The organism is Marinobacterium sedimentorum, from assembly GCF_024267675.1.
In the GTDB taxonomy this organism is placed as follows: domain Bacteria; phylum Pseudomonadota; class Gammaproteobacteria; order Pseudomonadales; family Balneatricaceae; genus Marinobacterium_A; species Marinobacterium_A sedimentorum.
On record NZ_JALDYX010000001.1, the window covers coordinates 403,313 to 417,703 of the forward strand.

9 protein-coding genes, 1 tRNA gene and 1 other RNA gene are annotated in these 14,391 nt (G+C 59.4%); 5 read left to right on the forward strand and 6 right to left on the reverse strand.

Going from position 1 to position 14,391, the window contains the following annotated elements:
- Positions 1–85: 85 nt before the first annotated feature.
- The 3 genes from arsJ to MRS74_RS01880 form a co-directional block, all read right to left on the reverse strand.
- Positions 86–1,309, reverse strand: a complete 1,224-nt coding sequence (arsJ, locus tag MRS74_RS01870; protein ID WP_254578572.1) for an organoarsenical effux MFS transporter ArsJ — start codon at positions 1,307–1,309, stop codon at positions 86–88.
- The gene (locus MRS74_RS01875) at positions 1,309–2,322 is read right to left on the reverse strand and encodes an ArsJ-associated glyceraldehyde-3-phosphate dehydrogenase (RefSeq protein ID WP_254578573.1); all 1,014 of its coding nucleotides are present in this window, start codon (positions 2,320–2,322) and stop codon (positions 1,309–1,311) included. The genes arsJ and MRS74_RS01875 overlap by 1 nt, the downstream gene beginning before the upstream one ends.
- Before the next feature lie 142 nt (positions 2,323–2,464).
- Positions 2,465–2,809: a metalloregulator ArsR/SmtB family transcription factor gene (locus MRS74_RS01880; protein WP_254578574.1), complete on the reverse strand. Its 345-nt coding sequence runs from the start codon at positions 2,807–2,809 to the stop codon at positions 2,465–2,467.
- 256 nt (positions 2,810–3,065) lie between these two features.
- Between MRS74_RS01880 and MRS74_RS01885 the strand changes: the two genes are divergently transcribed.
- Entirely contained in the window at positions 3,066–5,282 is a 2,217-nt protein-coding gene (locus tag MRS74_RS01885; RefSeq protein ID WP_254578575.1) for a putative bifunctional diguanylate cyclase/phosphodiesterase, read from the forward strand.
- Between the two features lie 20 nt (positions 5,283–5,302).
- Positions 5,303–7,198 (forward strand): sensor histidine kinase, encoded by a 1,896-nt coding sequence (locus MRS74_RS24150; protein ID WP_254578576.1) that lies wholly within the window; start codon positions 5,303–5,305, stop codon positions 7,196–7,198.
- Positions 7,199–7,335: 137 nt separating this feature from the next.
- On the opposite strand, the gene MRS74_RS01895 is transcribed toward MRS74_RS24150, so the two are convergent.
- The 3 genes from MRS74_RS01895 to MRS74_RS01905 form a co-directional block, all read right to left on the reverse strand.
- On the reverse strand, positions 7,336–9,567 hold the full coding sequence (locus MRS74_RS01895) for an NADP-dependent isocitrate dehydrogenase (RefSeq protein WP_254578577.1): 2,232 nt from the start codon (positions 9,565–9,567) through the stop codon (positions 7,336–7,338).
- Positions 9,568–10,238: 671 nt separating this feature from the next.
- A non-coding RNA gene (locus tag MRS74_RS01900) (RtT sRNA) lies at positions 10,239–10,363 on the reverse strand.
- Between the two features lie 47 nt (positions 10,364–10,410).
- Positions 10,411–10,487: transfer RNA gene (locus MRS74_RS01905), tRNA-Arg, on the reverse strand.
- A gap of 618 nt (positions 10,488–11,105) precedes the next feature.
- Between MRS74_RS01905 and MRS74_RS01910 the strand changes: the two genes are divergently transcribed.
- From MRS74_RS01910 to MRS74_RS01920, 3 genes are all read left to right on the forward strand, one after another.
- Positions 11,106–11,522 carry a c-type cytochrome gene (locus MRS74_RS01910; protein WP_254578578.1) on the forward strand — a complete coding sequence of 139 codons (417 nt, stop codon included), beginning with the start codon at positions 11,106–11,108 and terminating at the stop codon, positions 11,520–11,522.
- Between the two features lie 453 nt (positions 11,523–11,975).
- Entirely contained in the window at positions 11,976–13,505 is a 1,530-nt protein-coding gene (locus MRS74_RS01915; RefSeq protein WP_254578579.1) for a sensor domain-containing diguanylate cyclase, read from the forward strand.
- Between the two features lie 129 nt (positions 13,506–13,634).
- Positions 13,635–14,231, forward strand: coding sequence for a DUF938 domain-containing protein (locus MRS74_RS01920; protein ID WP_254578580.1), 597 nt, complete (start codon positions 13,635–13,637; stop codon positions 14,229–14,231).
- The last annotated feature ends 160 nt before the right edge of the window (positions 14,232–14,391 follow it).

Below are 14,391 nucleotides of genomic sequence, written 5' to 3' on the forward strand. Positions count from 1 at the left end.
TACGATAACTGCAGCGCTTTTCATCGCAGGTGGCCGAAGATCGTCAATCTTGCCGCTTTTTTAACCTTGCCCCTTGAACCTGCTTTCACCCTGCCACTGCTTTCTCACGCCGCGGCAGGCTGACAGACAACAGAGCCGCGAGACCAATAAACAGACTCGACACCCACAGGCAGGCTTCAAGCCCCGCGCTCTGGTACAGCCAGCCCGACAGCAGGGTGCCGACCAGGCGCCCCATGGCGTTGGCCATGTAGTAAAAGCCCACATCCAGCGAGACGCCATCGCGACTGGCGTAACTGACGATCAGATAGCTGTGCAGGGACGAGTTGATCGCGAAGACCACGCCAAACAGCATCAAACCCCCGAGCAGCACCGTGGCGGTATCCAGCCCGGTATCGAGCCCCAGCGCGATGGCCGCCGGCAGCACAGACAGCGCCAGCGCCCAGACAAAGGCACTGCGACCGTCCGGCACCCGCCCGGATCTGCGGCCGGTCAGCCAGGGCGCGGCGGACTGCACCACCCCGTAGCCAATAATCCACAGCGCCAGAAAGCTGCCCACCGACCAGTAATCCCAGCCCAGCGAGGTCGCCAGAAACACCGGCAGCGCCACCACAAACCAGACATCCCGGGCGCCGAACAGAAACAGTCTGGCCGCCGACAGTCGGTTGATCGCCGCGCTCTTGGAGAACAGATCGCGAAATTTCGGTTTGACCCTGGCCCGCCCCAAATCCTTTTTAAGCAGTACAACACTGCCGAGCCAGACCAGCGCCAGCAACGCCGCCATCACGCCCACCGCCAGCTGGAAGCCCAGCAGGCTGAGCAGGGCGCCGCCGAGAAAGAAACCCACGCCCTTGAGCGCATTCTTGGAGCCGGTCAGCAGTGCCACCCAGCGATAGAGCGCTCCCTGGGCCTCCCCCGGCAGCAGCAGCTTGATGGCGCTCTTGGCGCTCATCTTGTTGAGATCCTTGGCGATGCCCGACAGCGCCTGGGCCGCCATCACCCAGGCCACCGTCAGGCTCGGCGCCGGCAGCAACAGCATGGCCAGCGCCACCACCTGCAGCGCCAGGCCCAGATTCATGGTGCGATTCAGGCCCAGGCGCGCACCCAGCCAGCCTCCCAGCAGGTTGGTCACCACGCCGAATAGCTCGTAGAACAGAAACAGCAGCGCGATCTGCAGCGGGCTGTAACCCAGGGCGTGGAAATGCAGCACCACCAGCATGCGCAGGGCGCCGTCGGTGAGCGTGAAGGCCCAGTAATTGGCCGTCACCAGCAGGTACTGACGCACCCCCTCAGACAGCTGTGCCAACCACATCAGGCGATCTGATCCCGCAGACCCAGCATGCGCGCCAGCTCCGCCACCCGGTTGGCGTAACCCCATTCGTTGTCGTACCAGGCATAGAGTTTCACCTGGGTGCCGTTTATCACCAGGGTCGAGAGGGCATCAATAATGCTGGAGCGCGGATCCGTCTTGTAGTCCACCGACACCAGCGGGCGCTCCTCATAGCCGAGAATACCCTTGAGCTCCTGCTCGGCAGCCTGTTTGAGCAGCGCGTTGACCTCCTCTGCCGTGGTGGCACGCTCGACCTCGAATACGCAGTCGGTGATAGAGGCATTGGCCAGCGGCACCCGGATGGCGTGGCCGTTCAGCCGCCCCTTGAGTTCGGGAAAGATCTCGGTAATGGCCGTGGCGGAGCCCGTGGTGGTCGGGATCAGGCTGGTGCCGCAGGCACGGGCGCGGCGCAGATCCTTGTGGGGGGCATCGAGTATGGTCTGAGTGTTGGTCAGATCATGGATGGTGGTAATGGAACCATGGCGAATGCCCAGCCCCTGCTGAATCACCTTTACCACCGGCGCCAGACAGTTGGTGGTGCAGGAGGCCGCCGTGACAATGCGGTGCTGCGCCGGATCGTAAAGATCATGGTTCACGCCCATCACCATATTCAGTATGCCCGACTCCTTCACCGGCGCCGTCACCAGCACCCGCTTCACACCCTGATCCAGATAGGCCTGTAGCAGTGTGCGGGTTTTCATCCTGCCGGATGCCTCGATCACCAGATCGCAGCCCGACCAGTCGGTCTCGCCAATCGCGCTGTTGCGGCTGGTGCGGATGCGTTGCGCGCCCACCAGAATGTCATCACCCTCGCTGCCGGCTTGATGCTGCCAGCGGCCGTGAATCGAATCGAAGCTCAGCAGATGCGCCAGGGTCGCAGCATCCCCCGCAGGATCGTTGATCTGAACAAACTCCACTTCAGGCCAACCCCAGGCTGCCCGCAGTGCCAGCCGCCCCATGCGGCCAAAGCCGTTGATACCAATCTTGATAGCCATAACATTGATTACCTTGAGTTTTGTAACTAATAGGATGCCGTGATTCGTAAGTCGTGAGCCGTGGTTGCTACGTGCGCCACTAACAGCTTCGCCGCGAGACGCGGCTCCTACGGGCGTGCCCTTCGCCCCCTTTCACCCAGCTTTACCCACAAACCGGGCGATGCCCCATGGCATCCAGACGCTGCTGGCTGGCTTCAAGCCACAGGCGATTAGCCGCAAGGGTCGCGGCCAGAACCTCCCGCACCCAAGCAGCCAGCTCCGGATGCAGGCGGTAGTAAATCCACTGCCCCTGACGGCGATCCTGCAGCAGGCCACACTTGCGCAGCTGAGCCAGATGGCGCGATATCTTGGGCTGACTTTCATCCAGCGCGCAGATCAGCTCGCACACACAGAGCTCCTGCTCGCGCTGAATCAGCAGCAGCACGCGGGCCCGGGTATCGTCGGCCAGACACTTGAAGACCTGGGTCGGTGTCAGCTTGGCGCTCATTTTTTGCTCCTGTGATGCTTCAGCGCCCCAGGCTTGAGGCTTGTTCGGAACACTTGATATAGGTTAATTCGTATATACGATTTTTCATATATATTTTACCCTGCCATCGTTACCAAACAATGATGCCCTGGCCGCGCAAGCAGGTGCAGCAGCACCACAAATTAGGCCGTTTAATGGCACGACAACTACACTTATTTGGCGGATACTCAGATTCAGGCCTCAGAGCCCGGGGTATCATCTGTAAGGGAGTACAGATATGTCGATCGATGGACCATTGTTCGCCTTCAAGCCTGAAGTCGAAGCCAATGCTGCACCTGCGCAAAAACCGTGGAAAATCCTCAGTGTCGAAGACGATGCCGGTTATCAGGCATCGCTGCTTTTCGCGCTGGAATCCCTGGAGGTACTAGGCCGCAAGGCGCAGCTGCTGTCAGCAGGATCGGCGTTCGAGGCAACCCAGATCATCGCCCAGAACCCCGATATCAGCGTTATTCTGCTGGATGTTGTCATGGAGGACGACGAAGCCGGCTTACGCCTGGTCGGCACCATCCGGGATGTTATCGGCAACTCCGAAGTACGCATCATTCTGCTGACCGGCCAGCCCGGCATGGCACCGCGCGATGATGTTATGCAGCGCTACGATATCGACGATTACTGGTGCAAGTCCGAGCTGACCAACGACCATCTGCTGACCATCATTACCAGCAATATCCGCACCTGGGATCATCTGACCCAGCTGACCCAGGCCCGCCAGGGCTTGCAGATGGTGATAGATGCCAGCGAAGCCATCAGCTCGAAACGGGACCTCAGCAGTTTTACCCACGCCGTGCTGACCGAGATTGGCCACATCCTCGGGGTCGAAAAGGGCGGCATCCTCTGTACCCTGCTGCCGGCCGAACGGGCGGCCGACAACGCCGCCATTCTGGCGGCAACCGCTGATTTCAGCAGCCTCGTGGGCCACACCGTAAAGTCCATCGAGTCCAGCGAGCTGAGACAGGCCTTTCACGAAGCCGCCAGCCGTCGCGACCATTGCTTCATCAATGGCTATTCACTGTTCTATTTCAGCAGTTCTGTGGTCGACACACAGGAATACCTGGTGCTGATCAAGACGCAGCGCCCGCTGCTCGATAGCGAATTGAACCTGCTGCAGGTTTTCAGCGAAAACATCAGCACCGGCTTTACCAATGTCGCGCTCTACAGTCAGCTGACCGAACTGGCCTACAGCGACCCCTTGCTCGGCATCCCCAACCGCAACTGGCTGCTGCGCGAGCTTGGCAACATGTCACAGACCCAGCGCGAGCAGGCCGAACTGGTCGTGCTGGAGATTAATGACTTCACCGACATCGGCATCGCCTTTGGCGAACCCTTCTGCAATGAGTTGCTGTACTGCCTGTATCGCCAGCTGGTCGCGGCGCTCTCCAAGAATGTGACTATCGCCCGCATTGACCGCAACAGCTTTGCACTGCTGACCTGTGCCAGCCAGAGCCTCGATCAGTCTTTTTTCACCCAGTTTCTGAACCAGCCACTGATCATCGCCGACGCAGAACACCGCATCGCGGCGACGGTTACCGTAGTTTCATTGCGCCTGCAGGCCAACCGCAAGCCGGACCAGATTCTGCGCCTGGCCGAAAGTACCGTCGAAACAGCCCACAGGCAAAAGCTGGCCTACCTGGCCTACAACCCCGAATTTGAACAGGATATCGCCAGCCGTTACGCCCTGCTGAGCGAGCTGCGCAGCGCGCTGTCCCAGGAGCAGCTGTATCTGGAGCTGCAGCCCAAGGTGCGCCTGTCCGACGGCAAACTACTGGGGTTTGAGGCCCTGGCCCGCTGGAAGCATCCCAACGGCCAACAGATTCCCCCCTACCAGTTTATTTCGCTGGCTGAGACCTCCGGCCTGATCGGCAGACTGGATCAGCTTATCCTGCAACAGACCTGCAGCGCCCTGCACGAACTCAAGGCCGCCGGCATCGAGGTGCCCATTGCCTTCAATGTCTCCTCCCCGGACCTGATAGAGCCCAGATTTTTCAACCGCATGCTGAGCCTGATCCAGGAGGCCGGCATAAGCCCCGGCCAGCTCGAACTCGAAATTACCGAAACCCAGGCCGTCAAGGATTACAGCCGTGTCTCACCCCACCTGCGCAAGCTGATAGCACTGGGAATGGGCGTCAGTATCGATGACTTTGGCATCGGCTACTCCTCCCTGAGCCACATCACGGACCTGGCCGCCACCACCCTTAAAATCGACAAATCCTTTATCGACCGGCTTGGTCACTCCCGCGCCGACGAACAGGTGGTGGACATGATATTGCGCCTGGGTGAATGCTTCGGCTTCAGCATCATTGCCGAGGGCATTGAAACCGCAGAGCAGCACCTGGCGTTGCAGGGCCTGGGCTGCCAGCTGGGACAGGGATATCTGTTCGCCCGCCCGATGTCACTGCTCAAGGCAATTGAATGGGCCAGAGCACAAGCCTCATGACCGCGAGGCGAGAGCCACCGGTGCAGCAGAGAGCATTCAGCAACGACCACCGCTTTATCGCCACCCTGACGGCGATGCTGCTACTCCTGCTGATCCTGCTGGGCACAGGGGGCACCTTCGCCTATATCGGGATCTTGGGGCTGCAGCTAAATACTTTTGAAACCAGGCAAAACCTGCGCGTCGAGCGGGTGGTCTCTGCGTTCAGCCGCGAGCTTGGGCATATCCGCAACCTGACCAGCGTGCTGCAAAACAGTTCCGCGGTGCAGCAGGCTCTGGACGCCGGCCGGCCGGCAGACCTGGACGCGCTCGCCGCCAGCTTCATGCAATTCGCCCGCGCTGTGCCGACCATCTCCCAGGTCCGCTGGCTCGACCCCAATGGCGAGGAAAAGGTACGCGTTAACCTGAGCGCCGGACGCCCCTACCGCGTTGGCGAGGCAGAGCTTCAGAACAAGGCGCAGCGCTACTACTTCCAGGAAGCGCAGCGCACCGCGCCCGGGCAGGTGTACCTGTCGAGACTCGACCTCAACCTGGAACACAACCTCATCGTACAGCCACTGGAACCCAGCCTGCGGGCCACCATACTCACGGGAACACATGACGGCCTGCATCCCGGCGTGCTGATCATCAACATCAACCTGGCGACGTTTTTCAAGCAGCTGCGATCCATGGCCGACTCCCGTATGACACTCGAGCTGGTGGATGAGCAGGGCTATTGGCTGCTCCACCCTGAGCGGGAGCGGGAATGGGGCCTGCAACTGAACCGCCGCGACCAGAACCTTGGCCGACTCTCGCCAGCCCTGTGGCAATCACTGACGGGGCCTCAAATCGGCGACAATCTGCTGCAGGACGGCAGGCTCTGGAGTTCTGCGCGCCTGTACTATGATCTTGATGCTACCGGCAAGGGATCGCCCGCACATGCCTTAGTGCTGGTTGCCAGCATCCCGGGAGCCATCGCAACGATCCGCAACCGCCTGCTCACGGCCATCACCCTGGCGGGCCTCGTACTGCTGTCCCTCGGGCTTGCAGCGCTCTATCACCTCCACCGGGCCCACCGGGAGCGGTCCCGGCTCACAGAGGCGCTGGAACAGGAACAGCAGCAACTGGTGCGCGCCTACAGCAATCTCGAACAGTCCCATATTAAATTGCAGGAACTGCAGGACGAACTGGTGGAGTCACGCCGGCTGTCCTCCCTGGGGATGATGGTCGCAGGCGTTGCCCACGAGCTCAATACCCCCACGGGCGGCGCCCTGATGGCCATTTCCACGCTGCAGGCACAACTGCTGAAACTGCAGAACAGTATGCACGATGGCATGACCCGTACCGCGCTGGAAAGCTTCCTCAGCCACACCGAAAGCGGGCTGCAACTGGCGCATCACAACCTGCGCCGCGCAGCCGACCTGATACGCAGCTTCAAACGCATGGCGGTGGATCGCAGCCACAACGAGATCAGCCAATTTGACCTCGCAGAGCTGATACGTGACCTGAGAAACTCCCTCAGCCACCGCCTGAAAAAGTCCCCGGTCAGCCTGGTAATGGAGGTCTACGAACCGCTGCAGCTCACAGGCTACCCCGGCATTCTGTCCCAGGTGCTGCAAAATCTGGTCGACAATGCGCTCAGCCATGGTTTTAAACCCGGGCAGGCAGGCGAAATTCACGTCTGCGCCACGGTCAGCGGCGAACGGCTGCAGCTGAGCGTGAGTGATAACGGCCAGGGCATAGACCCGCAGGTACGCGACGCTCTGTTCGACCCCTTCGTGACATCCAGGCGCAGCGAAGGACATACGGGCCTCGGCCTGCATCTGGTGCACCAGTGGGTTTATCAGCTACTTGAAGGGTCTCTGAGCGTCGAGTCAGACAAGACAGGCACCACCTTCAGCCTCGATATTCCGATTGAGGTGAAAGGGCACAGGGATTGATTTGTGGTCGCCATATGCGCTGCAAATGACGAAGTGTGATGGGTAACCTCGAATACCTAATTACGCATCCCAACATCGCCGCACTAAAAAGCCCGGAGCAGTTACCTGCACCGGGCTTGGGTCTTGCGAAGCTTAGATTAACGCTGGCTGTTGGCATCCGCCAGCAAGGCGTTCAGCGTGGCGCTTGGGCGCATGACTTTCTTCACGTTGGTGCGCAGGGCGTGGTAGTAGCCACCCAGCTCCGCCGGTTTGCCCTGGGCTGCGGCCAGCTCGCCAATGATCTTGTCTTCATTGGTGGTCATGGCTTCAGCCAGCGGTGCAAACATCGCTGCCAGTTCCGGATCTTCGGTCTGGGCGGCAACGGCCTGGGCCCAGTACATACCCAGATAGAAGTGGCTGCCACGGTTGTCCAGCTCACCGGTGCGACGCGACGGCGACTTGTTGTTTTCCAGCAGTGTACCGGTGGCTGCATCCAGGGTTTTGGCCAGGATCTTGGCGCGCGGGTTGTTCTGCTTGATGCCCATCTCTTCCAGCGACACGGCCAGGGCCATGAATTCGCCGAGGGAGTCCCAGCGCAGGTGGTTTTCTTCTTCAACCTGCTGCACGTGCTTGGGCGCGGAGCCGCCGGCACCGGTTTCGTACATGCCGCCGCCCTTGAGCATCGGCACTATGGACAGCATCTTGGCAGAAGTGCCCAGCTCCATGATCGGGAACAGGTCGGTGAGGTAATCACGCAGTACGTTGCCGGTCACGGAGATGGTATCGCGGCCGCGCACCATGCGCTCCATGCTGCGGCGGATCGCCTCAACATAGGTCATGATACGGATGTCCAGACCGCTGGTGTCGTGATCCTGCAGGTACTTGTTAACCTTCTTGATCAGCTGGATATCGTGGGCGCGGTTGCGGTCCAGCCAGAAGATGGCCGGGGTGTCGGACTGACGCGAACGGGTTACCGCCAGCTTGACCCAGTCACGCACGGGCTCGTCCTTGGTCTGGCAGGCGCGCCAGATGTCACCCTGCTCGACTTCATGCTGCATCAGCACGGTGTCATCGCTCTTGACCACACGCATGGTGCCGTCTGCCATCATTTCGAAGGTCTTGTCGTGGGAACCGTATTCTTCGGCTTTCTTCGCCATCAAGCCAACGTTCGGCACTGTACCCATGGTGGTGGGATCAAAAGCACCGTTGGTCTTGCAGAAGTTGATCATCTCCTGATAGATGGTGGAGTAGGTGCTTTCCGGCATCACGGCCTTGGTGTCCTTGGCCTTGCCATCGGGACCCCACATCTTGCCGCCGTTACGGATCATGGCGGGCATGGAGGCATCAACGATGACATCGCTCGGTACGTGCAGGTTGGTGATGCCCTTGACGGAATCCACCATCGCCATTTCCGGGCGATTTTCGTAGCAGGCGTGTATGTCTTCCAGAATCTCTTCACGCTTGGAGCGCGGCAGGGATTCGATGTTCTCGTAAACGCTGCTCAGGCCGTTGTTGGGGTTAACACCCAGCTCTGCAAACAGCTCGCCGTGCTTCTCGAACAGATCCTTGTAGAACACGGTAACGGCATGGCCGAACACTATGGGGTGAGACACCTTCATCATGGTGGCCTTGACGTGCAGCGACCACATGACGTTGGATTCTTTGGCATCGTTGAGGGAGTCTTCAAAGAACTGACGCAGCGCCCTGGCGCTCATGAACATGCCATCCAGAATTTCGCCGGCTTCCAGGCTCAGTTCCTTCTTCAGGCTGACGGCGCCGTCTTTGCCAACAAACTCGATGCGCACGTCGGTGGGCTCATCAACGGTCACAGACTGTTCGCTGGAATAGAAGTCACCACCACGCATGTAGTCGGCATGGGTTTGCGACGCCATGCTCCATTTGCCCATGCTGTGCGGGAACTTGCGCACGAACTGCTTCACGGCCGCCGGCGCGCGACGGTCGGAGTTGCCTTCACGCAGCACCGGGTTTACCGCGCTGCCCAGCAGCTTGGAGTAACGCCCGCGGATTTCCTGTTCGGCATCGTTCTGCGCCACTTCGGGGAAATTCGGGATCTTGTAGCCCTGGGACTGCAGCTCGGCGATGCACGCCTTGAGCTGCGGCACTGAGGCGCTGATGTTCGGCAACTTGACGATGTTCGCATTCGGGTCCTGCGTCAGCGCACCCAGAAACGCCAGACCATCGGTCACGCGCTGATCATCGGTCAGAAAGTCCGGGAACGCAGACAGGATACGGCCCGCCAGGGAGATGTCGGTGATCTGAACATCAATGCCGGCAGCGCTGGTAAAGGTACGAACGATCGGCAGCAACGAGCAGGTCGCCAGAGAAGGCGCTTCGTCGGTGAGCGTGTAGTAAATAGTCTGTTTGGTCATAGTATCACTCTGTATGTTCCGGCTGCGTGCAACGGCTTGTGGCTGATGCCGTACCGGAGACTCCGTTATGCGAAAGATAGTGTTGAACCTGCGCAAGGGCTCTTTTGCAAGCAATATTCATGCCGGCACCTGACGCAGGTTGCTGGATCGCGGGTCTTCGCCTGCTTGATCACTTATCGACACCGGTGGCAGAAATGACGCTTGTCATCAGGTACATGTACGCCTGCCTGCCAGGGCCGCCCGACCGCTCCGACGGTTCAGGGTGCCATATCAACCCGCCATTACTGGCCCAACACCCTGTGCGCACGACCATGATCGGGCCTGATACACCGATGATCACGCAATGCACAAGGCCTGGAACAGGGCGGGCCTGAGCGCCGCCAAGCCTTGGCTGGTCATATAGCGGCCTAATCATACCACCGACAATCGAATCCGGCTCGCCCCTGACAGGCCGAAAGTGCAAGATCGGCACTGGACCATGGTCGAAGGCGGGGCGTGAGTCGTGACTCGTGAGTGATGGTTACGTCACGAATAACGAATAACGAATAACGAAGCTTGTGATGGCCCACCGAGGCCTGGAATGAACGTGGGAATTCCGGGTTCTATACAGACCAATGAGGACGAACGCATGGCGAATGACGATAAAGCAAAGAGGTGCAAACTGGAAAAGATGGCGCGCCTGGAGGGATGATTCGGCTTCGCCTCGCCCTGCGGGCCGTTGCCTGCGGCAACGTTGTCTCGCTGCGCTCGACTCGAACCCCATCGGGGATTCTCACCCTCCAGGCGTAAACGTTCTATTCGACAGGGTCGAATAGTCTGGAAGGATAGCGAAACGGGAAAAGATGGCGCGCCTGGAGGGATTCGAACCCCCGACCAACAGGATCGGAACCTGCTACTCTATCCAGCTGAGCTACAGGCGCGCAAAAGAAGTTGTTTGCAGGCCGGTATGTTACGGATAACTAAGGTGTTTGCCAAGCATTTTCATGCGCCTGTGATTTCGGTGCCGCGCCGTCATGGTGGCGTCACAGTCGCGGGTTAGGATTGGCTAGCTGATCAGGATACGTATCGGCAGGGACCAGCCAAGGATGGCGCTTCCCTTTCATTCCCTCCAGGAGGCTGTCCGAGAATGCTGGCCATAGCGAGAGCCGGCTGATTTGAGCTGGTTTTTCGCGGTGTTTTAAGGCGAATAGTGGTTCTATTTAACGAAAAACAGCACAAAAAACAGCCAAACTCAGGTAGTTCGCAGTAGGTTGAGTATTGTCGGACAGCCTCCTAGTCGAGTTTTCTCTATGGTGCCCTGGCTGTTCCGGCAGGCGCGGCCGTTTGACTGCAACTTATCTGCCAGCATTCAGCTGGGGTACAAGCCTTTCCCACTGCATGGCGTATCGGTATCGGAGTTTTGCCGTTATAATTCCGCGCCTGTTGCTCATTGCGTTGTCGCGTCTGTCCCTGGCTCTGTGCTCACGTAGCTTTGCAGGGCCGTCTGTAGCAGACGGGCGGATACGCTGAATTTTTTAAAAGTAATGAGGGTCCTGAGTGTGAATAAATTTGTTTCTGCGCTTTGCGCACTGGGTCTGGGTGCCGTACTGGCTACGTCTGTTCAGGCGGCAACCGACAACGACAAGATCATCGAGCGCATCAAGCCGGTAGGTTCCGTATGCGTGGTCGGTGACGATAGCTGTGGCGGCGCCGCCGCGGCAAGCACCGGCAGCGCTGGACGCAGCGGTGAAGACGTTTATACCACCAGCTGCTCCGCCTGCCACGGCACCGGTGTGCTGGGTGCACCGAAGTTCGGCACCAGCGACTGGGCCGATCGCGGCGCCAAGGGCATCGAAACCCTGCTAGCCAACGCCATCAGCGGCATCAACTCCATGCCGCCGCGCGGCACCTGCGCCAGCTGCTCCGATGACGAGCTCAAAGGTGCTATCGAGCACATGATGGACAGCGCCAAGTAAGCGCGGCCATTGAGCTGACTGACAAAAAAACCCGCCACGGCGGGTTTTTTGCTGTTTGCAAACAGATGCAGGGTAAAAAATGAATGGTGGAAAGAACCACGAACAATATGTGATGCGGCCCCACCAAAGTGGATACTTAGGTCGCCTGCTCGAACTCAGTGAGGCTTCACCTGTGTCCTGGAATTCGCAGGCTCATTCCAGACTACGGATTGATGGGTGAATCGGGGCTGGGCTACGAATGACTAACTAATCACAAAACAGCAAATCACCAATACCGGCGAACACCGGATTTTTTAACCTTGTTCCCTGCGCCTTGCCCATTTTTCCAGCTCTCTGCGACCCTGCCATTCCAGCCAAATCGGAAGCTCGCCGCGCGCAGATTTACCGATTTTTCTTGATTGAAGCGAGTTTTGGAGACATCATTCAAGTTCCTTCGACGCCCGGATGTACAGCATGGAGCGCTCCCCCGTTGATCTGCTGCCCAGATCACAGGTCATTGGCTATGTCGCGACCTGGATTGTCGCCTTTGTGCTGATGGCCGGCAGCATTGTCGCGCTCGAGTACCGCCTGCTGGAATCACGCTTCGATACTCTCTCCCAGAACATCACTCGTCAGGTCGAATACCAGCTCAGAGAACAGCAGCTGGCACTTGAAAGCTTCGCCCACGGCCTGTCCAGCCAACCCGAATTTGCCTATCTCCAGGCACAAAACATCGCACAAAGCCTGTTGCAACACTCCCCCGATCTCTACATGTTTGCCATCGCCAGCCGGGTTGAACCAAACCAGCGCGAAGCATTTGAACAACGCATGGCCGCGTTGCAGTCCCGCGGCTTTCGCATCCAGACCTCCGCCAGTAACGTCACTGGCAGCAGCGCGCAGGATCTCTACCCAGTTGTATTGCTGGTGCCCGAGCGTCCCGAAGCCCGGTCACTATTGGGGCTGGACCTGGCCAGCGAGCCGTCTGCACTCAGCGGCCGGTTGTCGGGGGTTGTGCTGCCCAGCGGCATGTCCAAACCCATTCTGCTGGGTAACGGGCCCGGGTATCTGATCTACCACGCCATAGACACGCAGCTCGATGCACAGAGCCACCAGTTGCCCGCGCAGTTTTCCGATTACGCCCTGCTGGCGGTCAGTGCCGAGGGCCTGTTTGCACCTGGGATGGTCGATGAACCCGGCCTGGGCCTGCGCCTGATCTTCCAGGAATCCACCGACAGCCCCGTGACCCTGTTTGAAAGCCAGCCCACGCCAGAATTCGCACTGCCTATACCGTCCATGACCCGCAGCCATCGCTTTGCGGGCACATCCGCCGACCTCGTGCTCAATATTCAGTATCAGCCCCACTGGCAGGCGCTGGATCTGTGGCAGCTGGCCGGCTTGCTGGGCAGCCTCTTTCTGCTGATGCTGCAGGTCGGCTGGGTACTGAGGCGCGTCTGGCGCACCCGCCAGCACCTGTTTGAACAACAACGTAGCCTCTACAACAAGGCCCACTTTGACCACCTCACCGGCCTGCCCAACACCAACCTGCTGCTGGACAGGCTCGAACAGGCCATTCGCTCGGCCCAGCGCACCTCCAGCCGGGTGGCGGTATTCTTTCTCGATCTGGATGATTTCAAACAGGTCAACGATGCCTGGGGACACGATGTTGGCGATCAGCTGCTGATCCAGATCGGCGTGCGCCTGCGTGAATCCATGCGCGGTGAAGATACCGTGGCCCGCATCCACGGGGACGAGTTCGTCATTCTGATTCCAGTGTTCAGCGGCGAACGTCAGCTCAACAGGATTCGCGGCAAGCTGGAAACCCTGTTCGAGCGCCCCTTCAAGGTGGGTGACATAGTGCTGCACCAAAGCGGTAGTTTCGGCCTCGCCATCTGTCCCGAAGATGCCGACGACGCCGAAGGCCTGCTCGGCCTGGCCGACCGCCAGATGTATCTGCGCAAACAGAGCCGCAGCCAGGAAGATGCGCCGAAAACCGCCGCCGGGTAAGGGGCCAATTTGGAAACCGGGCAAGACTGAGGGCGTGTCATTGCGGGGTACATTTTTGCTTTTACAATTATCCCCTCTGCTTTAACCTTTCTCTATTGACCTGTCTTTCTAACCCACCCAGGAACCGCCGTGAACTGGCTTAACTACAGCGAAGCCTGCGCCCGCAATCAGGCGGTGATTCTGGAACAACTGGCGCCGCTGCTGCCAACGACAGGCACCCTGCTGGAGATCGGCAGCGGCTCGGGCCAGCACGTCATACACTTTGCCGCGACGCTGCCCCAGCTGCGCTGGCAGCCGACGGACCTGGCCACCAACCTGCCGGCGCTGGGCGCCAACCTGCTGCATTTTGGCAGCGACAATATAGACCCGCCGCTGGTTCTGGATGTTACTGCCGAGCGCTGGCCTGTTAGCGCTGCCAACGCGGTCTACAGCGCCAACACCCTGCATATCATGGGCTGGCCCCAGGTTGTCGCCCTGCTACAGGGAACCGGCCGGCTGCTGAAGTGTGGCGGGCTGCTGTGCATTTATGGCCCGTTCCGCTACCAGGGCCAGTACACCAGTGCCAGCAACGCCGAGTTTGACCACTGGCTGCAACAGCGCGATCCCCAGAGCGGCATCCGTGACTTCGAGGCGGTAAACGCGCAGGCGCTTGCTCAGGGCCTCGCACTCGAACGGGATATCGCCATGCCGGCCAACAATCAGCTGCTGATCTGGCACAAGACGTAAAATTCGTGATTCGTGATTCGTGATCCGTGATCCGTGATTCGTGATTCGTGATCCGCCCGCGTCGCCAATGGCCAATTACAAGTCACCATCTAGCAATGACCACTGATTCTCTCTCAGCTGCCAGCCCTTGAGGCCAAACTGCTGTCTTTTTTCGGCCCAT